Source organism: Acinetobacter schindleri CIP 107287 (assembly GCF_000368625.1).
Classification (GTDB): Bacteria; Pseudomonadota; Gammaproteobacteria; order Pseudomonadales; family Moraxellaceae; genus Acinetobacter; species Acinetobacter schindleri.
Genome location: NZ_KB849574.1, coordinates 535612 through 560199, shown reverse-complemented (window position 1 = coordinate 560199; position 24588 = coordinate 535612). Strand labels below are relative to the sequence as shown.

Below are 24588 nucleotides of genomic sequence, written 5' to 3'. Positions count from 1 at the left end.
TGAGCGGGCTAACTTAACTACCGCGATAGGTCGAATAAGCAAAAGGGCTAATCAATAATGGAATGTGATAATGCTGAGCAGCATCTAAAATGCTGAAATGGATCACAGCCTTTGGAAAAAAGGTAGCCAGGCCTTGGGCATCAAAATAGGCTTTGGTCGCAAACTCGATGCAGTAGTCACCGGCATGAATACTGTCTAAGCCAAAATCCGGCACCAGTACCCGGCCATCACTATTGGTGCTAGCAGTCGCCAATACCTGACCTCTGGCATCCATTAATTTGACTTCAACATCGGCTGCAGGTTTACCCAGATGAGTATCAAGAATATGGGTGCTGATCATGCATCAATCTCCTGTGCCAGACGTAACAAAGCAATTTCTAAAAGTTGCTGATGAACAATACGCTTTTCAGTATCCAGGTCATTCACCAGGCGGTAATTCAATGCTGTCAGAATCTCTTCGCTACTACGACCTGCTGCGCGAATCAGGAAGATGAAATCAAATTTTTTCTCATAGGCCAGATTGCCTTTTAGCAAAGCGGCTTGAGTTTCTTCATCTTGTGAAATCGTGGCTTGTTCTCGCTCGGAAAAACCTTCTTCTTTGGCGGTTAAAGCGGTCTGTGCCTGCTTTTCACCAATCCGAGGATGGGTTGCGAGTGCCTTGGAAATCTCTTCCCAAGTCCAGGTCTGTGCCTGTCTTTTGGCAGCTTCGAGCAGCTCATCACTTGAAGTAAAAGGTCGTTGCTGCTTTAATTCTTCAGCCCAACGGTCAATATGCACACACTGCTTGAGCAGCAGTTCAATATCGCTGTCAGATGCCTGGTTAAATTCAGTTAATTGCATAATTTAAGCTTTGTGATCTGTGTTTCTCACTGGAAATTGCAATAACAATGCCAAAGTGCCGATAATCGTATGACAAGCGAGTCCACCAGAAGGTCAAAATAAAAAAGAGAGCAGCATGCTCTCTTTGGGTGATTTCAGTGAATGATTAGTCCTGGTGCGCAGGAAAATGGTGGGTGTACCAATGTTGTGCAATATCGTTACGACGACAGACCCATACTTTGTCATGACTCTGTACATAATCCATAAAGCGCTGCAAGGCTTTGAAGCGTCCCGGACGTCCGAGCAGGCGACAGTGCATGCCAATTGACATCATTTTTGGTGCAGTTTCCCCTTCACTGTAGAGCACATCAAAGGCATCTTTTAAATATTGGTAAAATTGCTCACCTGAATTGAAACCACCCGGAGAGCTAAACTTCATATCATTGCACTCTAATGTATAGGGGATGATCAAATGAGGGCGTTTTTGACCATTTGGTTCAGTTAAGGTGCTCCAAAATGGGAGGTCATCACCATAATAATCAGAGTCATATTTAATCTGAGAAAATTCAGCTAATAATTGACGTGTATTAGGACTGTCGCGTCCGGTATACCAGCCAATTGGCGTTTCACCAAAGAGTTCAGTCAGCACGCTTAAGGCCTGATCCATATGCTGACGTTCAGTTTCAATATCCATATCCTGATAATGCAACCAGCGCTGACCATGGGAGACCACATCATAATCAGCCGCCTTAATGGCCTCGACGATATAAGGATTACGAGCCAGTGCCATACCGACTCCAAAAATTGTCATAGGCCAGCCACGTTTTTGAAACTCCTCATGAATACGCCAGAAGCCAGCACGTGAGCCATATTCATACATTGAATCCATGGAGCGGTGTACTGCTGGAAAACTGGCAGCACCCACGATTTCGGACAGAAACTGCTCGGAACCGCTATCACCATGTTCAACATGATTTTCACCGCCTTCTTCATAGTTCAATACAAACTGTACCGCGATTCGGGCAGCATTGGGCCACTGTGCATGGGGTGGTTTGCCGTGATAGCCGATTAAATCGCGTGAATATTCTTGCTTTTGTATCGTTTCAATCAATTGTTTTCCGCGTAAGTAAGCAGTTGTCACTATTGGTTGTCCTTTTGCTAAAAAAATCAAAATATCACTTGCATATTTTTAAGAGAGGACCGATATTCAAAGTATAAGGACACGGTTCTGCAGACTCAAAAATGTGTTCATCATTCAATGTGGAGGGTTAATCCAAAACGATTTGAAGAAGTGAAATGCAATACAAAACAGCAAGCTACAAACGTGCCAAGATAAAAAATCTGCACTAAAAAGTTATAATGATTTGAGGATGGTATTTTATGAACATTGAACTCCGTACCGATAAAAATATTCGCAATAGTGATCGTCTAATTACTTACGTTCGTACCGAATTAAATCAGGAATTCCAGCGCCACAGTGAGCGTATTACCCATTTCTCCGTGCATCTTAGTGATGAAAATGCCGCAAAAGGTGGCGATGATGATATTCGCTGCATGATCGAAGCACGTCCTGCTGGCTTGAAGCCAATTGTGGTCAACCATCATGGTCACAATATTGATACCGCAATTCGTGGGGCCATTGATCGTTTAAAACGCAGCCTGGAACATGTAATTGAGAAAAAAGACAATGTGCGTGGTAATCCGCTAAAACTTGCCGAAGAAACGGTTACAGATATAGAAGAATAAAAAGTTTGCAGATGAAAAAGGCCCCTACGGGGCTTTTTTCAATTTTAGATAAAATAAACGAATGAGAATAAAACAAATCCTGCTTTATTCGGCATAATAGTCGAAAACGAATTGAAGTGAGCTCCATCATGTTAACTGCGCAACAACAGCTTTTTGTGCAAGCACTCGAAGAACTGGATCTGAATCAGGTGAAAAAGCTCCTGGCAGATGGACTCAACCCAAATTTTATTGATATGGAAAAAGGTCCGGTCATTTCTGTCTGGTCAGATGGTCTGTTCAAATGGTGGGAAGAAGTTTGCGAGGCTTATGAAGCAGGCAATGTTCTATCTAACGAAGAAAAACAACAGAAGCTTCAAGTGCATCTTGATATTCTGGATGCCCTGATTGCAGCCAAAGTGAATCTGCACTTGTGGGATGCCGAAGAAATTTATGGTCCACTTTGGGACGCCGCCAGTGCTGCCTGTGTACCGGCCGTACAACGTTTACTGGATGAAAATGTCGATCCAAATACCCGGGATGAAGATGGCCTGACTATTCTATCTTCAATCTGTGATCTTTTCTTTGACTGTGACTTTGATGAAGTTAACTGGGCAGAAGCACTAGAAGAAGAAAAGCAGACACTGGAACTGCTGCGTAGCCGTGGCGCGAAGATGTCCAAAGAACTCGGTTAAGACTTAAAAAAGAAAGAGTAGCAATCTATGACAATATTAAAGACATTGGGTTTTGTGGTACTGGCAAGTGCGAGCGCGCAGGTATTTGCTGCAGATTTTGCTTTCGACCGTCCAGGCACGGGGTTTAGCACGACGACGATACCAGTAGGGCAGTTAGCCTGGGAACAGAGCCTGCCTTCTGCCAGCTATGTTGAATCAGGCAATGACTATAGCACTACACTCAATGCCGATATGTTGTTGCGTACCGGTTTAAGTGACAGCCTGGAATTACAACTGGGCTGGCAGGGCCCATCCTGGTCTAAAAGTAAAATAGATGGTATTAAATCAGAAGATGATGGCCTCGGTGATATCAGTATTGGTTTGAAAAAAGCTATTGATCTGGATGATGAGCGACTTTCGATGGCTTTACTGGCTGAAGTACTGATTGCGACGGGTAATCAAGGCTTTAGTAATGAAGAAGATATTTATAGTTTAAGTTCAGCTGTGGCTTATCAATATAATGATCTGGTCAATACTTCAATTACCATGCGCTATGAATGGCAAAATGACCAGTGGGCCGTCCAAGCCGTACCCACACTGGAATATAAAATTACTGACAAATGGTCAGGGTTCTCGGAATTTGTCTATCGCAAGGCTGAAAGCCAGGATTATGAATATGGGCTAGGTACAGGCGTAATGTATGCCCTGAATGATCGTGTTCAGCTGGATGCCAGCGTGGGCGTGGATCTGAATGGTGCTGACAAGAGTTATACCTCAGGTCTGGGCGTAGCGTTCCTGTTCTAGGAGTTTTGACCAGTCGTCATGGATGCTGAAAAACTGAAAGCCTGGAGTAGATCTGGCTCCCGAATCCTGTTCGGGAGCCTGCTGCTAAGTTGTGCAGTACAGGCGCAAGCACCTTTATTGTCGCCTGAGCAGGCTTTTCCATTTACGGTGGTTTCCAGCAGTCCGCAGCAGGCGGAACTCAGCTGGGAAATTCCAGACAACTATTATATCTATCAGCATATGGTGGAAGTTCAGCAGGGTGGCCAAATACTGCAACTGGATTTGCCACCTGCTGAAGACTTGCATGATAATAATTACGGTCAGACTCAGGTTTATTATCAGCAACTGCAGTTCAATATTCCGACACAAGCCTCGCAAACCTATCAGGTGACCTGGCAAGGTTGTGCCAAAGATCGGCTCTGCTATCCGCCACAAACGGTTGAATTCAAAACTGATCTATCCGGTTTGGTACAATATCAGCCTACAGGAGCTAGTTCTAAACGGTTACTTGATCTGAGCAATTCATCAGACCAGCAAAATACTATTCTGAATAATAGTTCTGAATCTGTCGAGGTGAGTACATTAGATAGTAAGGATGGCTCCAGCTTTGCTGCCAAAGACCAGAAATGGTCTGAACAACTGGCAGAAAGTTCATTAGGCTATGGCCTGTTGCTGTTTTTTGGCTTAGGTATGCTGCTGGCTTTCACGCCTTGTTCCTTGCCAATGTTACCGATCTTGACCTCACTGATTGTGCGGGATCGACGCGGAATGCAGGCCTGGATGGTTGCCTTGTGCTTTGTCACCAGTATGGCTCTGGTCTATGCATTACTAGGCTTGATTGCTTCTTCTGCCGGACTGAATTTCCAGCGCTGGCTACAGCAGCCCGCTACTTTAATTGCCTTTAGCTTATTATTTGTGGCTTTTGCCCTCAACCTGTTTGGTCTGTTTGAAATCAAGTTGCCACAGCGTTTGGTACATCGACTGGATCAGGTTCAAGCCATGCAGCAGGGCGGGACTCTGGTCAGTGCCAGTATTATGGGCATGGTGTCAGCACTGTTGGTGGGTCCTTGTATGACAGCACCGCTGGCAGGGGCATTACTGTTTATTTCTCAAACCCAAAGTCAGTGGCAGGGTGCTTTGCTTCTATTTACCTTAGGCTTTGGTATGGGAACTCCTTTGCTACTAGCCAGTGTTCTCGGTTCGCGTATATTGCCTAGAGCGGGACATTGGATGAATCAAGTTAAGGTTCTGTTTGCCTTTATCATGCTGGCGCTGGCATTGTATTTTATTCGCCCCCTGATTTCAGAAGCAGCACTACAGTGGCTCTCTCTTGGGCTGGGTTTAAGCTTTGTGGCCTACATATTGGCACGCTTGTTTTGGATAAATACCGGACTGCGATGGTTGTATATCATCTGCCTGGCAACGGCAGTGCCGTATATTATTTATAGTCAGTATCAGCACAGTCAGCGCTTTTTTGTTGAAACTTCTCAGCAACAGGCGACTTGGCATGTCGCAGCGACTGCTACCGATTTTGAGCAGTTACTGGCTACAGTACCAAAAGGGCAGCGAGTTATTGTCGATGTCTATGCCGACTGGTGTGTGGCCTGTCAGCCCATCGAACACCGGGTGCTAAAATCAGCTCAGGTACAGCAGGCTTTGGCACCGTATTTTCTGATCAAACTGGATCTCAGTCATTATGATGTAACGCATCAAGCACTGTTAAATCAGTGGGAAATTCTGGGTCCACCGACATATCTCTTCTTGAATGATCAACAACGGGAAATTCGCGGCTTGCGTTTGACTGGGGCTTTTACTGAAGCTGAATTATTAGAACAAATAGAACGTTTTGCTCAAGCGCAATAAAATAATTTTATGCAGTGTGCAATTATGGAAAAGTCAATTAAATCACGAATGATGCAGTTGCATCCCGCCATCAAGTGTAGCGTTATAGGCTTTAACCAGATTACGACCACTCGCTTTGGCCTGATACAGGGCTTTATCTGCCTGACTCAATAACTGTTGTGGGCGAAGTTCTGGACTAGATAATGCAATACCAAAACTTGCAGTGACATGAATGCGCTGACCATCATCACTATAAATTTCCAGCTGCTGAATTGCAGCACGGCAACGTTCTGCAACCTGACGCGCCTTTTCCAGATTGGAATTTTTCAGGATCAGAATAAATTCTTCACCACCAAAACGGCCAACCACATCACTTTCACGTAGCAGCAAGGTGAGCACCTCACTAACCCGGATCAGGGTTTCATCACCTTTATGATGCCCATAGTAATCATTAATTCTCTTGAAATGATCCAGATCTAACAAAACTAAGGCATAACTTTCCAGTTTCATGCTATTCAGTTTATCCAGACATTGATTGATACTACGTCGGTTAAACAGATTGGTTAATGGGTCAATCTGGCTTAGGTGCTGGATCAGTTTTTCACGGTGTCGCCACTGGCTGAGCAGGATTTCAAACAGCATCATACAGATAGCCAGAATAGGCAGAATAAAATACAACATGGATACCAGCCAGAAACCGTTATAGAACAGTTTGCCTGGAATGGTAAAAAGTGGTGAATAAGTAAGCTGACCGGTATAGCTCAAATAACCGCAAATACTGAGAAAAATTGAGGCTGGAATCAGCATGCTATATACCAGCGTTCGAGAAAATAGGACCAGCCCTACCGTAATCAGGCTCACATAGGCAATCATGGCTACTGGGCTGACGACACCAACAATATAGGCATCACGGCAAAGGGAAACCACAAAGATGCCGACTGAGATATAGGGCAGATAACGTTCGACGCGGGTGTTATTTCGAAATTTATAACAGGGATAAATCAGGCAAAGCAGAATCAGTAAAAACAGGCTATTGAGGATAATCTGCATTTTTGCCACGCTTATATCCACATATTGCCAATATTCAGGACTGAGTAAAACAAAGATATCCCAAAGCATCCAGCTGAGATGGATACCACAGCCAAGTACAAGCATGAGGATACATTTTTTCAGTATCCCCCAATTCATCACCACTTCTTCTTCAACCAGATACTTGGTAATTTTATACTTGAAAATAGCTTGCAGAGCAGGCGAGATACGCTTCATACAAGGCTGTATCCTATAATGACCATTCTAAATTATAAATATCGTAATAAATAAAATGTTTTATTTCTTGGGCTTAAGATAACATGAATATACTGCGAAAGAGAATGGTTATATTTTGTACAGCTGGGTCATTTTAGTAAAGTTTGAAATTTACATCGTTGTAACATGCGAAAAGATTACAGGATGGGCAGGTCACAGTGATGCATTTGGCTTTTTAAATATTTACCAAATAGAAAATTTTCCTGCATCATCCTGAAAATTGAAAAATATAAAAACTGGGCTTTTAGTCCCGATCCAGACGGTGTGCAAAGTTTGCTAAATCAGCCAGAGATTGTCGGGCCTCATCAAACCAAGCGCTAAACATCTGAAAATTGTGCCACATACCAGTATATAGCTTGAACTCTACTTCAACCCCTGCTGCGAGGGCCTTATCACGGAGACGCTGCGCATCATCCAGTAGAATTTCCTTGGAACCGACCTGAATATGCATGGGTGGCAGACCAGTTAAGTCAGCAAAATAAGGTGATACTTCAGGATTGCCATGCTCAATCGACGAAGGTACATAGTATTGAATGCCACTTTCTAATGTTTCAATGGATAACAGGGCATCATGTACCTGATTGTAGCGCAAGGATTCACTGGTCAGGGTCAGATCAACAAATGGAGAAAGCAGGATCAGACCACTGGGCTGCGGAAGTTCCAGTTTCTGAATTTTTAGGGCTAGCACCAATGCCAAATTTGCCCCACAAGAATCTCCAGAGAGAATGATATCTTTGGCTTGCACGCCTTGATCTAACAGTTGCATATACACATTGAAAACGGCATCCAGTGCGGCTGGATAAGGTGCTTCAGGAGCAAGTGGATAATCTATATGCAGCACCTGCATTTGGGTACGGGCAGCAATCTGGCTCATAAAAGCACGATGGGTCTTCATTGAACCCAAATAAAAGGCACCCCCATGAATATGGAAAATCAGCTGGGTAGCTTCTTGTTGAGGCTTGATTTCCTCTGCATTCAGCCCTGCCAGTTTTAAGGATCGTATTTCAATATTTTTGTCTACAGGAAAAAGTTTGCAGAACTGTTCAAGGACTTTTCTGAGCGCAGCAGGCGGGAGATTAAACTGGCTGGGTTTACGGATGGAAGTCTTTAAAATCGTTTCTGTAATTAACTGTTTCGTAAGGGGACTAATCTTCATTTTCTTTCCATCTTTTTATGTTTTCATTGGTCTGGTATGTTATTTACCAACAATATTTACAAGGTTACACTAGATAGTCACATCCAGAAATTGAAAAATTGTTGTGACTTAATTAATACTACAACGGTCTACTCACAGACTTAGGGAAAGAAACAAAAATGAAAAAAATCGCGCTTATGTTAGGACTACTGGGTTTAAGTGCATTGGCGAATGCCGCAGATCCTTTAAACGGAACAGTCTGGAAAACAATTGATGACAAAACCAATCAGCCAAAGGCGATTGTAAAATTTACTGAACAAAGTAATGGGACTTTAAGTGCCAGCATTCAGAAGGTTTTGACTAAAGGTGAAGAAAATGCCTGCACGAAATGTGAAGGTCCATATCACAACAAATCTCTGAAAGGCCTGACCATTGTTAAAGGTCTGAAAAATGTTGGCGGTACTAACTATGAGAGTGGTTCGATTCTTGATCCGCAATCAGGTAAGACCTATAAGCTAAAAGGTAACCTGGCTGATGGTGGTAAGAAGCTGCAACTACGTGGCTTTATTGGTGTAGCAGCGCTGGGCCGTAACCAGACCTGGATTCGTGCAAACTGATTCTGAGTCTGAGACTGTTAAAGCCTGACGATTGTCAGGCTTTTTTGTGGCTATAAATCGGTTGCTATATTGAACTTTATTATCAGTTCGCTTTAATTATTCAGCGCACGATAGGCAGGCTCATCAAAACCCGCGATAAAACCTGAACCAGTTGCCAGAATTGGACGTTTAATCAGACTGGTATGAGTCATTAAGGCAGCAAGCAGATTCTCTTCATTTGCCAAGGCGGTTTGCTGCTCTTCTTCACTGAGTTTGCGCCAGGTGGTACCTTTTTTATTCAGCACAACTTCCTGACCCAATGTATCCAGCCAGGTCTTTACAGTTTCAGCATCGACTCCCTGTTTTTTATAGTCATGAAACTCATAGCTCAAACCCAGTTCACCCAGCAGATCAAATGCTTTCTTCATTGAATTACAGTTTTTAATTCCATAGATCTTCAACATGATCATCACCCATCTAAACTTTACTGTAGCTTAGCGAAATTTAATGATTACAACCATGACTATGAAGAAAACCCAAAGTAAAAAATGAGATAAAAATAGATACATAGCAGATACAGGAATGTCATGAAATTGACATCTGATTTGTGCAAAATAGTGATGAAGATAAAGGCACGAAATAAAAAGAAATGAGAAGCCAATAATGTTATAAAGGCGCTAAAATGAGAAAACCCGCATCTAATCATCCTGATTATGCGGGTCTCATCTCAACGTCCGATGTCACATCCATGCAAAACAAGCTAAATCTTGTAGTCTGTTTTATTTCTTCCTACGGCTTCCTGTCCTTTTGCTGTCATCCTGACATGTCCTTGTGCCGTGTAAATATAATGCTCTGTATTTAGCTATAAAAATAGCTGTTAATACGTCTTGTTATGTAAGTGATTAACACTAACTCAGTGAATAATTGTTCACTGAGTTTATCTGTTGGATTAAAGTTTGTAGTCAATAATCACTGGAGCATGGTCACTAAACCATTCATCTTTATACACCCAGGCATTTACGGTACGTTCTTTCCAGTCGGGTGAACAGGCTTGATAATCAATCCGCCAGCCTACGTTTTTGGCACGGGCCTGGCCGCGATTCGACCACCATGAGTATAGCTCAGCTTCTTTGCGTACTTCACGGAAAGTGTCGACATAGCCCAGTTCATCATAGATGTGATCTAACCAAGCGCGTTCATGTGGCAAGCAACCCGAGGCTTTCTGGTTACCTGACCAGTTTTTAATGTCGATGCGTTTATGCACGATATTGTAGTCACCGCATACAATGATAGATTTATCTTGGTCGCGCCATTGTTTCAGGATCTTTTTATATTCATCCAAGAAGTGATCTTTACGCGCCTGTGCTTCATCACCCGATGAACCGGATGGCAGATACAGCGAACAGATATGTGCTGTTTTCTCTAAACCTAAGTCAAATTCGGCAGCAATAAAGCGGCCTTGAGAATCTGCCAGTTCAAAGCCCAGACCATCGGTCAGGGAAACAAAAGGCAGGCGGCTATAAATTGCGGTACCGGCATAACCTGGACGTTCAGCCGGGAACAGGTGTGTATACCAGCCTTCAGGTTTAAATTTATCGGTCCACTGCGCATGGGTAATCCGGCTTTCTTGCATGCAAATCACATCTGCGTCAGATTTTTCCATCCACTCCAGCAGACCTTTGGTCACGGATGAACGTAAGCCGTTGACATTAATTGAAACGACACGAAGAATTTTTTGATCACCTGGATAGCTACTCTTTGGTATCATGCGCAAGTCTTACCTTAATTAATGGATTTAGGAGCACCTCATGTCAACGCCAGCTCAGTTTAACCCGCAAGCTTTTATCGAACTCGCATTATCACGCGGTGTGCTTAAATTTGGTGAGTTTACTTTAAAATCAGGTCGTGTGAGTCCTTATTTTTTCAACGCAGGTTTGCTGAATGATGGCGAAGCGTTGACTGGCCTGGCATCTGGCTATGCAGCAAAACTGACTGAATGTGACAATGTTGAAGTGATCTTTGGTCCTGCATATAAAGGTATTCCATTTGTGGCTGCAACCGCAGTGGCGCTGTCGCAAAATCATGGCGTGAGTGTGCCTTGGGGCTTTAACCGCAAAGAAGCCAAAGATCATGGCGAAGGTGGTGTACTTGTTGGTGCTGCTGTAGAAGGTAAAAAAGTCTGGATCATTGATGATGTGATTACAGCAGGTACTGCAATTCGTGAAGTGGTCACTATTCTGAAAAATGCCGGTGCGCAAATCGCGGGTGTGCTGGTCGCATTAGACCGTCAGGAAAAAGGTCAGGGTGAACTTTCTGCGATTCAGGAAGTACAAAAAGAACTGGAAATTCCGGTGCATGCACTGATTACCATGAAAGACTTGATGGATTACCTCGATACTAAAGGCGACAAAGATGCGTTAGCAAAAATGGAAGACTATCGTTTGAAATATGGGATCTAAAATTTCAGTGCTTATATAAAAGAAAGGGAAGCTGAGGCTTCCTTTTTTTAGAGTTTATTTAGTAAAGATATATAAAGTTGTGAAACTTATTGAAATATTAAATATGAAACATAAAAAATCTATTTTAAAAACATGAAATTTCATATTTAAATAAGTATATGATTTATATTTAATAATTGAATTATTTTTATGCTTTATACGTTATATTAATTAGATCTCTTGCGAAAGTAAAAAATTGTTTATACTAGCCCCATGAAATATGAAAATTTAACTCGATTTAATGATGGGGAATTTAAACGACTCGTTGGAGTTCCTCGTCCATTATTCTTAAAAATGGTATCGGTGTTACAACACGCTGAACTTGCCAAGAAAAAATCTGGAAGACCTCATTCGTTGTGTTTAGAGGATCAATTGTTGTTAACTTTAAATTACTTACGCTGTTATAGAACTCAAATTGAGTTATCCGCTGACTATAACCTAGCTGAAAGCAATGTGAATCGTACTATTCATAAAGTTGAAAATGCTCTGATTCAATCACGGATTTTCGCATTGCCTAAAAGGAATCAAAAGTTTAGTGAGGGGGATTATGTGATCGTTGATGTCACTGAGTCACAGATTGAGCATCCCAAAAAAACAAAGAAAATTCTATAGTGGTAAAAAGAAGAAACATACGCTAAAAACACAGGTCATTTTTAACCCAAGACTAAAGCAAATTGTAAGTATACAGGTCGAAAGTGGCAGAAAACATGATCTGACGATTGCGCGTAAGTATTTTAAGGAGATGATCATTTATCCTTGTATTATGGCAGATTTAGCCTATAAAGGATTTCATCAGATTAAGAGTAAGTTACTCATTCCAATCAAGAAACCTAAGAATTTATCATTACCCAAAATAGCAAAACAGATCAACCAAGAAATCAGTCGGCGTAGGATCACAATTGAACATATCAACGGCAAACTTAAATATTTTCGGATATTAACAGAACGCTATAGAAATAGACGGAAACGATTTGGTCTAAGAATGAATTTAATTGCTGGAATGGTGAACTGGACGCTCTTAAATTAACTTTCGCAAGAGATCTATTCTAGAAAATTATATAATCCTTATGGAAATAACATAATAAAAGAAACATTCAACCATCATTATAAAACTTAAATTCATACCAATTTTTTAATGCTTTATTTAGAAAATAAGATAAATCTGCTACATTAAGAATTAGATTATAAAAAAAGATGGTGGCAGTAATGAAAATTAAACATCCCATTCTAAAATTGGTCGTAAGCTACCTTTGCTTAAATTCAACATATGCAATAGCCTCTCCTGTCTTTCCCAATAATAGTAAAGTCCAAACATCTAATATCTCTAGCAAAACGCCAGGAACAATCTTATCCATACAAGAAGAGAATATCGATCTATTTACGAATGCTTCACAGCGGTTCTTAATCACTTATCGTAGTAGAGGAATACAGTCCGAACCTATTGTTACTTCCGGGTTTATCTTATTGCCTAAAGGCAATCCTCCTAAAGATGGCTGGCCAGTTTTGGCCTGGGCACATGGTACAACCGGTGTAGCAGATACTTGTGCACCCTCTGCAGACTATGTCGATGGACCAGTTCATGTATATCAGCAAATAGCTGCTAAAGCTTTAAATGCCTGGCTTGCGCGAGGATATGCAGTTGTTGCACCAGATTATCAGGGTCTAGGAACTCCAGGTGGTCATCCCTATATGAATGCACAAAGCCAGTTGCACACTGTCGTTGATGCCGTACGGGCGACCCACCTTTTAAAGCCTTATAAATTTAGTAAAAATTGGTATGTTATGGGTCATAGTCAAGGAGGCGCAGCTTCCCTTAAGGTTGCTGCTGATGGCCTAAAAAATGCACCTGAACTCAATTTAAGAGGTGCCATTGCACTCGCACCAGGTGGCTATCAATACCAAGGAATCGCTGAATACGTAGCAACCCATTCTCAAATTGAAACAAGTGTTGCGGCATTTTTTCCAATCATTCTTCTCGGTGCGGAAGCTGCAGATCCTAGCCTTGCTCCAGCAAATTTAGTTAGCCCAGAAATGGGAGAAATTCTAAACTATGCACGTAGTCGCTGTTTGTCAGAATTACAAGCTGATCTAAAGGCAGCACCTAAAACAGTTTTTAAACCGAATATAAATTTGACACCTTTGACAAATTATTTAAAAAAACAGTCTATTGAGAATATGACACCTACTGTGCCGCTTCTAATTGTACAAGGTGATAAAGACCAGCTTGTAGATTATCGTGATACTTATGCTTACTATCAGCAAGTATGTAAGAAGCAAAAACCTATTTCCTTTCACCCCGTCAAGAATGGAGATCACCGTGACTCTTTAAGACAAAGTGAATTCCTGATTGGAAGCTTTATCAATTCAGTTGAACAAGGGAAAACTGTAAATACCTGCAATTCAAAATGATACGGTAGATTTAGGATTTTGAACTCAAAATAAAGCTACGCAGTATAAAAATTAAATATTTCGAGTTTTAATATACAAATGGAAATAAATCAAAATGATGCCACCAAGTTTATTATCACTGACGAATAAAATAGCACTTGTAACAGGCGGTGCAGCAGGTATTGGGAAAGCCAGCGCTCTCATTCTTGCACAAGCAGGCTCGGACGTTATGATTGCCGATTTAAATTTAGAAGCAGCTAAACATACAGCTGAAGAGATCAAGAAGCTAACTGGACGCAACATAGAATATGTTGCATGCGATATTCTGCAAGATGATCAATTGGTCAATGCAGTGAATAAAACAATCGAAACTTTTGGTCACATTCACATCTTAGTGAACAATGCTGGAGGAGGTGGCGGTGGCCGTGAATCTCCTGATCAAATTACCGTAGATACTATAGAACGTGATTTTCAGCTTAATGTGTTTGCCGCTTGGCGATTGTGTCAACTCGTCGCACCGCATATGAATAAAGCGGGTGACGGCTCAATCATAAATATCAGCTCTCTATGAGTTCAATTAACAAAAGCCCTGCTATGAGTGGATATGCATCATCAAAAGCTGCTTTAAACCATATGGTCGCTAATTTGGCACATGATTTTGGTCCAAATATACGTATTAATGCTGTAGGTCCTGGAGCGATTCGTACCGCAGCACTAGAAAAAGTACTGAAGCCTGAGATTGAAAAAACAATGCTTTCTCACACACCATTACAACGGTTAGGTGAACCTGAAGATATTGCGAGAGCAGTGTTATTCTTTGCCTCACCTATTTCATCATGGATTTCTGGACAAACCCTATTTGTAAATGGTGGGGGTGTACAAACACTTGATTAAAGAGTGCTGTCTAAAGTCTAAAATTCTTATAAATTGAATATGAGGTGCAATCTGTATTTGGATACATGACAACAGACTTAAAGCTACACAGATCCCAGCTAGCCGCTTCCATTTAGCATAATGGACATTATATGAAATCTAGCTCATACCAAAATGATATATAAGGAATTGATCCCTAAATCCTCAGGATCAATTCCTTTTTTTATAAACTACATATAGGTTAGAGGCTAAAATCTAAACTTCACCCCAAGCCCATACACCTAATCTTTTTCGGAATTTGAGCTGAGCTGATCATTTTCCCACTGGCTTTCCTGCTCATAACGGTAAGCAATATCAATATAAGGCATGACCTGCTTCGTTATTTCATATCGGGTATTCAAACCCAGCGCAGCTTCACGTAGTCCAGTCTTTTCTGCATAAGGGGAACCATCATTTAAGATTGCTGCCACTTCGATATAAGGCTGTAGAATCAGTTTTTGAGTCAAAAGCAGGTCGCGTTCAGCCTCAAAATTCAATGCTACATAGTCATCTTGCCCCACTTCCAGATAAGCCGAAGTTTCAAAGAAATAGGGTGCCAAACCATGTAAACCAAGCACTGCATTCCAGCGTTCCTGCATGGTATGTTGCTGGTTCACTTCAAGCGAATGTTCCTGATAACCCAGACCGGCCTGCATATCCCAGAAGTCTGAAATCATACGGCTATACAGTATTTTTGCAGTGTATTCCTCTGGTCTGGACTCAGTCTTTTCAGCTTCCAGTTTAAGTACCAGTCTGTTTTCATCCGTACCGATTTTCAGTTCATTGTCTGACTGAAATGTGCCCTGACCATGTCCCGTGGTTTGCCAGCGCTGATCCAGTTCAAGCACAGTATAAATCTGGCCACCATGCTCATGTTTATGGTTAATTTCCTTTATCCTTTCAGTAGGAACAAGCGGTGAGGGCTGCATATCTGTATGCTGTTGATGTACATGAGTAGGGACAGATGCTTGCATCATGGTGTGATCATGCTGCATTGGTTCGGCAAATGCAGTAGAACTCATCAACAGGGTCACTGCCAACGACAGGGAGTACTTCACTGTTTTAATGGTGTGCATGAGCATCTCCTTGTTGTTGGGCTGATTGCGGTTTAGCAGGCGGGGTATTGGTGTGGTCATCATTAACCTGTGCTACGATCAGTTTGTTCATCATACCAGCGCTCATGTGATAGAGCAGGTGACAGTGAATTGCCCATTCACCCAATTCATCGGCAGTTAGTAGCGCGGTAACCGTTTTGCCGGGTGGCACCACAATGGTGTGCTTGTTGGGCAGATCACCTGCAGGCTGACCGTTTTCCAGCTGCATAAACATGCCATGTAGGTGCATTGGATGTGCCATCATGCTGTCGTTGATGAATTTCAGCCGGATACGCTGACCATACTTCACCTGTAAAGGTTCAGCTTCGCTATATTTCTTGCCATTGATGGTCCAGATGTAACGCTCCATGTTGCCGCCGAGGCGGATCACCAGTTCCGATTCCGGTTCACGAACATCCGGCTGAGGAAATAATGATTTCAGGTCACCATACTGCAGGGCTTTATGATCCGCAGGGGTAGACGCATTGGCCCAGCCTTCAACGGCTCCAGCAGGCTGTTTTTGTTCTGGCATGGAATGCTGTGCATGCAGCTCATGTTGAGCAGACTCATCATCTGAGGATTTTTCCGAATACATGCTATGACCCGCAGGCATATGCTGTGGCATTTCATGTTGTCCAGCATGTCCCATATCCTGCATGGTTAATATAGCGCGGGGACGGGCTGCGGGTTGGCTGATATGATGCGGCATGGGCTGGGTCTGGTCATGCAGGCTGCCTAAGGCAAAGCCGGAACGGTCGATCGATTCCGCCTGGATCTGATAATGTGCTGCAGTTGGTTCTACAATCACGTCATAGGTTTCTGCGGCACCGATGCGGAATTCATCAATACTGACCGGTTTGACGGGCTGGCCATCAGCACTGACTACAGTCATTTTCAGATTTGGAATACGTACATCAAAAAAGGACATGGCTGCGGCATTGATAAAGCGTAGACGCACTTTTTCATTCGACTAGAACGGTCCGGTCCAGTTCTGTTCAGGCGTTTTGCCATTTACCAGAAAAGTATAGCCGCTGACATCGGACAGGTCGGTTTTGAGCATGCGCATCTGGTTCCACATCTTGCGGTCTGACCAGGTTGCCTTAAGACCATCACGTTTGAGCTGCTGCCAAATATCACCCACTGTTTCACGCTGGTTCTGGTAATAATCTGCTGATTTTTTCAGGTTATTCTGAATAGACTGGCTGCTCTGTTCATGAAATTCTGAAAGCATCACCACATAGTCACGCTCAGTTTTTTCATGGGCAGGAATCGTATTTCGATTTTTAGGGTGAATCAGCAGCGCACCGTACAGCCCATCCTGTTCCTGACCTTTGGAATGGGCGTGATACCAGTAGGTACCATTCTGGCGTACCTTGAAACGGTAGCTAAACTTCTGTCCGGGCTTAATGCCCTGAAATCCGTTAAAGCCAGGCACACCATCCATCAGGCCGGGTAATAACAGGCCGTGCCAGTGCAGGGAAGAATCCTGATGATCCAGATTATTCTGTACATGAATAATTGCTTCATCGCCCTCTGTAAATTCAAGTGTCGGAGCCGGGAACTGACCATTGACGGTAATACGCTGCAGAGGTTTCCCGGTCAGATTGAGTTTACCTTCATCAATAATCAGATGGTATTCTTTCACTGCGGCAAAAGCAGATGATGAGATCACACATAAGCCTACAAACAGGCTGTGACGAAATTTAATAGACATAACTTGATCCTGAAATTTATTAAAAATATTTAAAAATTTGGATCAGGCTTTGGGAGGACGGAGAATATCTTGCCAGTAACCGCTAAGGTGGCGGGCAGTATAAGGGAAAGAAAGTGCGGTATTGGCTTCGTAGGGGTGCAATATAGTCAACGGCTGCGATTCGGTATTTAACCAGCTCATCATGCTTTGGCAGGCACTAAAGTTACAATCGAGACATTCATGTTGTTGAGTCGAAGCTTGATTATCACAGTGTTGAGAAGCGGGAGCATGCGTTGCATGTTCTATGATAGCCATCTGTGAGGCGTGCTGATCACCATGTACCATTTGTTTGGCACAAGGCTGTTGTTGCATTTGAATCAGATGCATGGAGTTCGCGGATGCTACAGACATAGTGCCCCAGCCGATGGCAAAAACCATCAGCAGGATAAACCAGGCCTGTTGAAAAAAGCGTTGCAGCACGAAGCACCTTGAATCGCAGAATGCGTATTATTTTTAAGCATAAAAGTTCTGCAGGGATTTGGCAATAATACAGGACCACTTAACAATGCAGATAGTTTAAATATTCCAGAGAAGCTGAAAGATTTATTTAAAAATTAGAAAGCTTGTGATGAGCAGTCAGGGTTATTCTAATCAATCATCTTTATCGGACTGCTGTGTTTCCTCACATTTTTTGCAGTCCAGTTCTATGCCCAGTTTTTCCCTTCGACCTGATTCAGTCATGACCCAGGGACGGTTTTGCCAGGGCGGATCATGCCGTACATGTTGACCATGTCCACAGGCCAGTTCAGCGACCCAATGATTTTCCTCATCTAAATGAAAACCGACGATAGCTTGCAACATCTTTAGATTCATCCTTAACACAAGAATGCATACATACTCATGCAAAATCTGAATAAACAAAAGAATAATCTCGGCTATACTCATTGCCAAATTCATTTTGAAAAAAGAGCACAGAAATATGCGCGTACTTGTTGTGATGGATCCCATCGAAAATGTAAACCTGAAAAAAGATTCAACCATGGCGATGCTTTGGGCAGCCGCACGCCGTGGTCATGAACTGGGTTATGCATTACAGCAAGATTTGTATATTGATCAGGGTAAAGCATTTGGTTTGATCTCACCACTACAAGTGTTTGAAGACTATAATCATTACTATGAATTAGGTGAAAAGCGTAAAGAATCCATCGCGGCATATGATGTGGTGTTAATGCGTAAAGACCCACCTTTTGACATGAATTTTGTCTATGCAACTTATATCCTGGAACAGGCTGAACGTGAAGGTGCCTGGATCATTAACAAGCCGCAAAGCCTGCGTGACTGTAATGAAAAGCTGTTTGCCACCCAGTTCCCGGAACTGCAAGTACCAACTTTAGTGACTTCACAACAAAGCCTGATACGTGAATTCATTAAAGATCATGGTGATGTCATTGTTAAACCCTTAGATGGCATGGGGGGAATGGGGATTTTTCGTCTGTATCAGGACGGAGTAAATATCGGTTCGACTATCGAAATCCTGACCAATAATGGGACTCAGCCCATCATGGCACAGCGTTATATTCCAGAAATTGTTGAAGGCGATAAACGTATTTTGATGGTAAATGGTGAACCGGTACCTTATTGTCTGGCACGTATTCCCCAAAATGGTGAAGTGCGCGGCAACCTGGCAGCAGGTGGTCTGGGGGAAGCGCGTCCTTTAACTGAAAATGATAAAGCCATTGCTGCAAAAGTTGGCCCATTTTTACGTGAAAAAGGTCTGGTCTTCGTGGGTCTGGATGTGATTGGTAACTATGTCACTGAAATTAACGTGACCAGTCCAACCTGTATCCGTGAAATTGATACCCAGTTTGGGACTTCGATTGCGGATGACCTGTTTGATGTGCTGGAAGCAGGGGTCAAGCAGGCCTAAGTTTTGTAATTATAAATAAAAAGAGCCTCCATTGAGGCTCTTTTTATTTACCATGCCATCGGAACAGATAGCTGCTCATCATCAGACCGAGTACCGAAAGGCAGGCAGTAACCAGTGCAATATTGGCCCATTGTCCGGTCGCAGAAACCAGTGATGCACTCAGTGGCGGGACAAAAAACTGTGCAAATGCCGAAACTTGAAGAACAAGGCCGACACTGGCTGCCGCGGCATTGGCCTGAGGTGCATATTTCAGAGTAATGGCAAAAACAGTCGTCGGAATAATTCCGCCAATCAGTGAAAACAATACAGCACTCAGTACCTGTAATTCCAACATCAACCAGGAACGAGCAGCAAAGGCCAGAAAGCTGGTCAGCATCATGCTGATAAAACCAGTCCAGAGCAGGGTTTTCGGCTGCCAGCCACGTTGCAACAGCATACCGGCACCAAAGGTACCACCCAGATTGGAAACCACGACCAGTGAAGCCAATATACCTGCAGTTTTTAAATCAATCTGATTCGCGACATACATACTCGGTAAAAAGCCGATTACAGTCAGCCACTGACTGGTATAACAGGCAAAAATTACCGCCAGACATAAAATTGGTGGATGAGTAATGGTGACCCGAACAATTTCCCAGAAAGAAGAACTGGTAGCCGATGATGATGCGGTTTCAGAGGTAGGTACTTGCGGTTCAAGATGCAGATAACGATGTACCATTAAGGCAATCAACAGACACAATCCACCGAGTAAAACCCAGATGGTCTGCCAATGCAGCCATTCCAGCAATATCGGAATACACAGAACGGCTAGACTCACCCCTACACCCATATAGGAACTCCACAGCCCCATCTTGAAATTCAGATGTTCTAGCCGGCTGATCCTTTTCAGAATGGCTGGTGCACACAGGGAGATGGTCAGGAAGCCGATGCCTTCAGTAAAACGAAAAAAATATAATGCAGCGACATGCTGAGTCCAGAGTCCGGCAATACTGCTGAACCCTAGAATCGTTAGCGCCAGAATCAGGCAACGTTTTAGACCAAATTTTTCAGAGAATGCACCAATACTGAGTGCAAACAGCATGCCTGCGCCCTGAACCAGAGACAGGGAAAAACCTGCTTGGGTAAAACTGAGTCCTAAGTCCTGCTGCAAAATTGGAATTACGGCAGAGAGTTTGCCGACATGAATGGCCGCCAGATAACCTGCCAGGATCACCCAGCTATCATGCACTGAAATTTTTGACATCTGTCATCGCTTTATCTGTTAAATCAATTCATTAAAGAATTGATGTTATTTATTAAGAATATAAATAACATAGAAAAAGAATAAATTTCATGCTGTTTAGACCTAAGTTTAGGTCTGAAAAATAGTGATCAGTGCAATAATGTTTTCGCTTCATCCTGCGATAAAATCTGTTTTATATCTATAAAAAAGAAATCATTGAAATCAATTAATAAAATCCGTTTTTTTTCTGAAAATTGAATAAAAATGCAGACCTGATTATAAATACAGTTTAAACTTTAAAATCGTGTGAAAAAAAACAATGAAACGCTCGTTGAAATAAAGTAAATAAACTTTCATGGCTTAGCGATTGTGATTACAATTGACGACTTAAATTACACATCCTGTTTATATTTTAGAATTGAAGAATTAGACCGTGACCGATGCTCAGCAAAAACAGCCTAAACATGTCATGATGATGGCCGCAGGTACCGGTGGACATGTATTTCCAGCGTTAGCCGTTGCAAAAGACTTAGAACAGCAGGGGATCAAAGTGTCCTGGTTGGCAACTCCGGCAGGCATGGAAAACCGACTTTTAAAAAACCATAATATTCCAATTTATCAGATTGATATTCAAGGCGTGCGCGGCAATGGCGTAGTACGTAAATTGGTGGCACCGTTTAAAATTCTAAAAGCCACTCTTAGCGCCATGAAGTATATGAAACAGCTGAAGGTGGATGCTGTCGCCGGTTTTGGTGGCTATGTCGCCGGTCCAGGTGGTCTAGCAGCGCGAATGCTGGGCATTCCCGTGATTATTCATGAGCAAAATGCTGTAGCCGGTTTTACCAATACCCAGCTGTCCCGTATTGCCAAAAAAGTCTGTCAGGCATTTCCGAATACTTTTCCGGCCCAGGATAAAATTGTCACTACAGGCAATCCGGTACGTAAAGAAATTACTGAAATTTTCAATCCGTCCTGGCGTTATCAGGAACGGGAAAAAGCTGGCCAGCCACTGCGTATTTTAATTGTCGGGGGTTCACTGGGCGCTCAGGCACTCAATGAATGTGTGCCTGAAGCCTTAAAACAGCTGAATGTCCCATTAAATGTTTATCATCAGTGTGGTCAAAATCATGCAGATGCGACCCGTGCCCGTTATGCTGATGCACCTGCAACTTTAAATATTGAAGTACAGCCATTTATTGAAGATATGGCACAGGCCTATAGCGATGCGGACTTAATTATCTGCCGTGCCGGTGCGTTGACCGTAACTGAAATTGCCACAGCAGGCGTGGCCGCAATCTTTGTGCCATTACCAAGTGCGGTAGATGATCACCAGACCGCCAATGCCCGATTCCTGGCAAATCTTGGCGCAGCAAAAATCTGCCCGCAAGCCACAATGACCCCAGACAGTTTAAAAGCGTTGCTGGAACCGATGCTGAATCGCCAGCTTCTTATGGAAATGGCTGTAAAAGCACGCCAGCAGGCTCAACCAGATGCAACCCAACACGTGGTTCGTTTAATTCAAGAATTGTAAACCGAGTAAATTATGTCTCCATCAACTCCAGCTGACCAAGCGAAAAAATTAATCAAAGTGCCAGAAATGCGCCGTATCAAACACATTCATTTTGTGGGGATCGGCGGTGCTGGCATGTGTGGTATTGCTGAAGTATTGAAAAACCAGGGTTATAAAGTCTCTGGTTCAGATATTAAAGCGTCCAAAACCACGGCTCAGCTGGAAGAAAATGGAATTAAGGTTTACATCGGTCATGCCGCTGAAAATATTCAGGGTGCCAATGTCATTGTGGTTTCAACCGCCATTGATCCTGAAAATCCGGAAATTAAGACTGCGATTGAAAAGCGTATTCCAGTGGTTCGCCGTGCTGAAATGCTGGGTGAATTGATGCGCTACCGTCACGGTATTGCAGTAGCAGGTACTCACGGTAAAACGACAACCACCAGTCTGGTGACTTGTATGTTGGCCGAAGAAAATCTTGATCCAACCTATGTGATCGGTGGCTTGCTGAATCGTACGGGTGTGAATGCTGCATTGGGTGCCAGTCGTTATATCGTGGCAGAAGCAGATGAATCAGATGCCTCTTTCCTGCACCTGCAACCAATGGCGACGATTGTCACCAATATCGATGCTGATCATATGGATACTTATGGCGGCAGCTTTGACGTGCTGAAAGATACTTTTGTTCAGTTCCTGCAAAAACTTCCGTTCTACGGCCTAGCCGTGGTATGTGGTGATGATGCCAATATACGCGAAATTATGCCGCGGATCGGTCGCCCACTCCTTACCTATGGTTTCAATGAAGACAATGACATTCGTGCAGTTGATATTGAACAGGATGGCATGCAGTCGCACTTTACGGTATTGCGTAAAGATCGTGAGCCGCTGCGTGTTACGATCAATATGCCGGGTGCACATAATATTCTGAATTCACTGGCAGCAATTGGTATTGCGACTGATGAAGGCGTTTCTGATGCTGCGATTTGCCGTGCCTTAGAAAGCTTTAGCGGTGTTGGTCGTCGCTTCCAGGTGCAAGGTCAGTTTGAGCTTGAAGGCGGTGATGTGAAGCTGGTGGACGACTATGGTCACCATCCTAAAGAAGTGGAAGCAACCATCAAGGCGGCACGTGCCAGCCATCCAGACCGTCGTCTGGTAATGATGTTCCAGCCGCACCGTTTTAGCCGTACCCGTGACTGTTTTGAAGACTTTGTTGATGTATTGTCCACGGTAGATCAGTTGTTATTACTAGAAGTTTATTCAGCAGGGGAGAAACCAATCGTTGGTGCAGATAGCCGTGCTCTGGCGCGCAGTATTCGTCTGCGTGGTGAGGTAGAGCCGATTCTGGTTGATCCGGTTGAAGGAAACCTCAGCAATGTCATGAAAAATGTGCTACAAGCAAATGACCTGCTGCTGACTCAGGGTGCCGGTAATGTAGGTGCAATTTCAATTGAACTTGCTCAGAATCATCTATATGTAAAGTAGTCGCCGTGTGTGGCTCAGATAGAATTGACCAGATTTAAAAGTTTAAGGATATAAACGTGTCAAATGCTTCAAAATTCGGAAAAGTTGCCGTATTGCTTGGTGGTAAATCTGCAGAGCGTGAGGTTTCGCTAGACAGTGGTACGGCAGTGCTTGAGGCATTGCTGCGTTCTGGGGTGAACGCCGAAGGCTTCGATCCTCAGGAGCGTAGCATCACGGAGCTGACGGCTTATGATCGTGCTTTCATTGTGCTGCATGGTCGTGGTGGTGAAGATGGTCAGATTCAAGGTGCACTGGAGTGGCTGAATATTCCTTATACCGGTACAGGCGTACAGGGTTCAGCGATTGGTATGGACAAGGTTAAAACCAAGCAGGTTTGGCAAGGTTCAGAACTGCCAACAGCACCTTACCGTATTGTGACCAAAGATTCGAATGCTGAAGAAATCGTTGCAGCACTGGGCTTGCCACTGATTATCAAGCCAGTGCATGAAGGCTCAAGCATTGGTATGAGCAAGGTTGAGAAAATCGAAGACTTCGCCACTGCCATTGCGAAAGCGACTGAACATGATGCCATTGTGATGGCAGAGAAATGGATTACCGGTCGTGAATTCACTATTGTTTTGTTAAATGGTCAGGCACTTCCGGTAATTCGTTTGCAACCACCAGAAGATGTGGCTTTTTACGACTATGAAGCCAAATATAACCGTAATGATGTACAGTACGGCATTCCATGCGGTCTAAGCGAAACAGAAGAAAAAGAACTGCAAGCCTTGGCTTTACGGGCTTTCCAGGCAGTAGGTGCTAGCGGTTGGGGTCGTATTGATGCCATGCAGGATCAGGACGGTAAGTTCTGGCTACTGGAAGTGAACACGGTGCCAGGCATGACCAGTCATTCTTTGGTGCCAAAAGCGGCAGCAGCAGTAGGCTATAGTTTTGAAGCGCTATGTGTGGCGATTCTGGAACAAACTCTGAACGGTGTGGCTCACTAA

The 24588-nt window shown here is 43.3% G+C and carries 23 protein-coding genes and 2 pseudogenes; 13 read left to right on the top strand and 12 right to left on the bottom strand.

The window, feature by feature from the left end; all coding sequences use genetic code 11:
* Positions 1-13: 13 nt before the first annotated feature.
* From uraH to puuE, 3 genes are all read right to left on the bottom strand, one after another.
* Positions 14-340: a hydroxyisourate hydrolase gene (uraH, locus tag F955_RS02835; RefSeq protein ID WP_004890826.1), complete on the bottom strand. Its 327-nt coding sequence runs from the start codon at positions 338-340 to the stop codon at positions 14-16.
* Positions 337-840 (bottom strand): 2-oxo-4-hydroxy-4-carboxy-5-ureidoimidazoline decarboxylase, encoded by a 504-nt coding sequence (gene uraD / locus F955_RS02830; RefSeq protein ID WP_004813809.1) that lies wholly within the window; start codon positions 838-840, stop codon positions 337-339. Before uraD ends, uraH begins: the two co-directional genes overlap by 4 nt.
* 145 nt (positions 841-985) lie before the next feature.
* A complete protein-coding gene (puuE, locus tag F955_RS02825; RefSeq protein ID WP_004890824.1) occupies positions 986-1960 on the bottom strand; it encodes an allantoinase PuuE in 975 nt (324 codons plus the stop codon).
* A 239-nt stretch (positions 1961-2199) separates the two neighbouring features.
* Here puuE and F955_RS02820 point away from each other — a divergent pair, with 239 nt between their 5' ends.
* From F955_RS02820 to dsbD, 4 genes are all read left to right on the top strand, one after another.
* Entirely contained in the window at positions 2200-2565 is a 366-nt protein-coding gene (locus F955_RS02820) for an HPF/RaiA family ribosome-associated protein (protein WP_004813805.1), read from the top strand.
* Positions 2566-2693: 128 nt separating this feature from the next.
* Positions 2694-3236, top strand: a complete 543-nt coding sequence (locus F955_RS02815; RefSeq protein ID WP_004890821.1) for an ankyrin repeat domain-containing protein — start codon at positions 2694-2696, stop codon at positions 3234-3236.
* A gap of 27 nt (positions 3237-3263) precedes the next feature.
* Positions 3264-4019 carry a transporter gene (locus F955_RS02810; protein WP_004890820.1) on the top strand — a complete coding sequence of 252 codons (756 nt, stop codon included), beginning with the start codon at positions 3264-3266 and terminating at the stop codon, positions 4017-4019.
* Positions 4020-4037: 18 nt separating this feature from the next.
* A complete protein-coding gene (dsbD, locus tag F955_RS02805) occupies positions 4038-5861 on the top strand; it encodes a protein-disulfide reductase DsbD (protein WP_004890818.1) in 1824 nt (607 codons plus the stop codon).
* Positions 5862-5903: 42 nt separating this feature from the next.
* Here the strand turns inward: dsbD and F955_RS02800 are convergent, their stop codons facing one another.
* Positions 5904-7106: a GGDEF domain-containing protein gene (locus F955_RS02800; protein WP_004890815.1), complete on the bottom strand. Its 1203-nt coding sequence runs from the start codon at positions 7104-7106 to the stop codon at positions 5904-5906.
* 283 nt (positions 7107-7389) lie between these two features.
* On the bottom strand, positions 7390-8301 hold the full coding sequence (locus tag F955_RS02795) for an alpha/beta hydrolase (RefSeq protein WP_004890812.1): 912 nt from the start codon (positions 8299-8301) through the stop codon (positions 7390-7392).
* A 158-nt stretch (positions 8302-8459) separates the two neighbouring features.
* On the opposite strand from F955_RS02795, the gene F955_RS02790 reads away from it, so the two are divergent.
* A complete protein-coding gene (locus F955_RS02790; protein ID WP_004813793.1) occupies positions 8460-8897 on the top strand; it encodes a DUF2147 domain-containing protein in 438 nt (145 codons plus the stop codon).
* A gap of 92 nt (positions 8898-8989) precedes the next feature.
* Here the strand turns inward: F955_RS02790 and F955_RS02785 are convergent, their stop codons facing one another.
* Both F955_RS02785 and F955_RS02780 read right to left on the bottom strand, forming a co-directional pair.
* Positions 8990-9340 (bottom strand): Spx/MgsR family RNA polymerase-binding regulatory protein, encoded by a 351-nt coding sequence (locus F955_RS02785; protein ID WP_004890809.1) that lies wholly within the window; start codon positions 9338-9340, stop codon positions 8990-8992.
* Between the two features lie 485 nt (positions 9341-9825).
* Complete coding sequence (locus tag F955_RS02780) at positions 9826-10644, bottom strand: exodeoxyribonuclease III (protein ID WP_004890808.1); 819 nt, start codon at positions 10642-10644, stop codon at positions 9826-9828.
* A 40-nt stretch (positions 10645-10684) separates the two neighbouring features.
* Between F955_RS02780 and pyrE the strand changes: the two genes are divergently transcribed.
* The 4 genes and pseudogenes from pyrE (at position 10685) to F955_RS02755 (ending at position 14656) form a co-directional block, all read left to right on the top strand.
* Complete coding sequence (pyrE, locus tag F955_RS02775) at positions 10685-11335, top strand: orotate phosphoribosyltransferase (RefSeq protein ID WP_004813787.1); 651 nt, start codon at positions 10685-10687, stop codon at positions 11333-11335.
* Between the two features lie 252 nt (positions 11336-11587).
* Positions 11588-12401, top strand: a protein-coding gene (locus F955_RS16265; RefSeq protein ID WP_100222412.1) for an IS5 family transposase whose coding sequence is annotated in 2 segments (ribosomal slippage) — positions 11588-11974 and positions 11976-12401 — 813 coding nt in all. Because the reading frame shifts where the segments join, the coding sequence is not laid out codon by codon here.
* A gap of 167 nt (positions 12402-12568) precedes the next feature.
* Positions 12569-13783 carry an alpha/beta hydrolase family protein gene (locus F955_RS02760; RefSeq protein WP_004890803.1) on the top strand — a complete coding sequence of 405 codons (1215 nt, stop codon included), beginning with the start codon at positions 12569-12571 and terminating at the stop codon, positions 13781-13783.
* A gap of 97 nt (positions 13784-13880) precedes the next feature.
* A pseudogene (locus tag F955_RS02755) lies at positions 13881-14656 on the top strand (glucose 1-dehydrogenase).
* 260 nt (positions 14657-14916) lie between these two features.
* On the opposite strand, the gene F955_RS02750 reads toward F955_RS02755, so the two are convergent.
* The 4 genes and pseudogenes from F955_RS02750 to F955_RS02735 form a co-directional block, all read right to left on the bottom strand.
* Complete coding sequence (locus F955_RS02750; RefSeq protein ID WP_004890795.1) at positions 14917-15750, bottom strand: copper resistance protein B; 834 nt, start codon at positions 15748-15750, stop codon at positions 14917-14919.
* Positions 15737-17482: pseudogene (locus F955_RS16565) on the bottom strand (copper resistance system multicopper oxidase). Before F955_RS16565 ends, F955_RS02750 begins: the two are co-directional and overlap by 14 nt.
* Positions 17483-17524: 42 nt before the next feature.
* Positions 17525-17941, bottom strand: coding sequence for a hypothetical protein (locus F955_RS02740; protein ID WP_004890788.1), 417 nt, complete (start codon positions 17939-17941; stop codon positions 17525-17527).
* A gap of 171 nt (positions 17942-18112) precedes the next feature.
* A complete protein-coding gene (locus tag F955_RS02735) occupies positions 18113-18322 on the bottom strand; it encodes a DUF3565 domain-containing protein (RefSeq protein ID WP_004813770.1) in 210 nt (69 codons plus the stop codon).
* 118 nt (positions 18323-18440) lie between these two features.
* Here F955_RS02735 and gshB point away from each other — a divergent pair, with 118 nt between their 5' ends.
* Complete coding sequence (gshB, locus tag F955_RS02730; RefSeq protein WP_004890785.1) at positions 18441-19388, top strand: glutathione synthase; 948 nt, start codon at positions 18441-18443, stop codon at positions 19386-19388.
* Between the two features lie 43 nt (positions 19389-19431).
* Here the strand turns inward: gshB and F955_RS02725 are convergent, their stop codons facing one another.
* Complete coding sequence (locus tag F955_RS02725) at positions 19432-20631, bottom strand: MFS transporter (protein ID WP_004890782.1); 1200 nt, start codon at positions 20629-20631, stop codon at positions 19432-19434.
* 412 nt (positions 20632-21043) lie between these two features.
* Between F955_RS02725 and murG the strand changes: the two genes are divergently transcribed.
* From murG to F955_RS02710, 3 genes are read left to right on the top strand one after another with little or no spacing between them, the layout of a single operon-like run.
* Positions 21044-22141 carry an undecaprenyldiphospho-muramoylpentapeptide beta-N-acetylglucosaminyltransferase gene (gene murG / locus F955_RS02720; protein WP_004890779.1) on the top strand — a complete coding sequence of 366 codons (1098 nt, stop codon included), beginning with the start codon at positions 21044-21046 and terminating at the stop codon, positions 22139-22141.
* A gap of 12 nt (positions 22142-22153) precedes the next feature.
* The gene (murC, locus tag F955_RS02715) at positions 22154-23602 is read left to right on the top strand and encodes a UDP-N-acetylmuramate--L-alanine ligase (protein WP_004890776.1); all 1449 of its coding nucleotides are present in this window, start codon (positions 22154-22156) and stop codon (positions 23600-23602) included.
* 56 nt (positions 23603-23658) lie between these two features.
* Entirely contained in the window at positions 23659-24588 is a 930-nt protein-coding gene (locus tag F955_RS02710) for a D-alanine--D-alanine ligase (RefSeq protein ID WP_004813759.1), read from the top strand.

Bases quoted from the DNA above. Each gene is read 5' to 3' on its own strand.
- uraH (WP_004890826.1), bottom strand. From the start codon at position 340: ATGATCAGCACCCATATTCTTGATACTCATCTGGGTAAACCTGCAGCC.
- uraD (WP_004813809.1), bottom strand. From the start codon at position 840: ATGCAATTAACTGAATTTAACCAGGCATCTGACAGCGATATTGAACTG.
- F955_RS02820 (WP_004813805.1), top strand. From the start codon at position 2,200: ATGAACATTGAACTCCGTACCGATAAAAATATTCGCAATAGTGATCGT.
- F955_RS02815 (WP_004890821.1), top strand. From the start codon at position 2,694: ATGTTAACTGCGCAACAACAGCTTTTTGTGCAAGCACTCGAAGAACTG.
- F955_RS02810 (WP_004890820.1), top strand. From the start codon at position 3,264: ATGACAATATTAAAGACATTGGGTTTTGTGGTACTGGCAAGTGCGAGC.
- dsbD (WP_004890818.1), top strand. From the start codon at position 4,038: ATGGATGCTGAAAAACTGAAAGCCTGGAGTAGATCTGGCTCCCGAATC.
- F955_RS02800 (WP_004890815.1), bottom strand. From the start codon at position 7,106: ATGAAGCGTATCTCGCCTGCTCTGCAAGCTATTTTCAAGTATAAAATT.
- F955_RS02795 (WP_004890812.1), bottom strand. From the start codon at position 8,301: ATGAAGATTAGTCCCCTTACGAAACAGTTAATTACAGAAACGATTTTA.
- F955_RS02790 (WP_004813793.1), top strand. From the start codon at position 8,460: ATGAAAAAAATCGCGCTTATGTTAGGACTACTGGGTTTAAGTGCATTG.
- F955_RS02785 (WP_004890809.1), bottom strand. From the start codon at position 9,340: ATGTTGAAGATCTATGGAATTAAAAACTGTAATTCAATGAAGAAAGCA.
- F955_RS02780 (WP_004890808.1), bottom strand. From the start codon at position 10,644: ATGATACCAAAGAGTAGCTATCCAGGTGATCAAAAAATTCTTCGTGTC.
- pyrE (WP_004813787.1), top strand. From the start codon at position 10,685: ATGTCAACGCCAGCTCAGTTTAACCCGCAAGCTTTTATCGAACTCGCA.
- F955_RS02760 (WP_004890803.1), top strand. From the start codon at position 12,569: ATGGTGGCAGTAATGAAAATTAAACATCCCATTCTAAAATTGGTCGTA.
- F955_RS02750 (WP_004890795.1), bottom strand. From the start codon at position 15,750: ATGCACACCATTAAAACAGTGAAGTACTCCCTGTCGTTGGCAGTGACC.
- F955_RS02735 (WP_004813770.1), bottom strand. From the start codon at position 18,322: ATGTTGCAAGCTATCGTCGGTTTTCATTTAGATGAGGAAAATCATTGG.
- gshB (WP_004890785.1), top strand. From the start codon at position 18,441: ATGCGCGTACTTGTTGTGATGGATCCCATCGAAAATGTAAACCTGAAA.
- F955_RS02725 (WP_004890782.1), bottom strand. From the start codon at position 20,631: ATGTCAAAAATTTCAGTGCATGATAGCTGGGTGATCCTGGCAGGTTAT.
- murC (WP_004890776.1), top strand. From the start codon at position 22,154: ATGTCTCCATCAACTCCAGCTGACCAAGCGAAAAAATTAATCAAAGTG.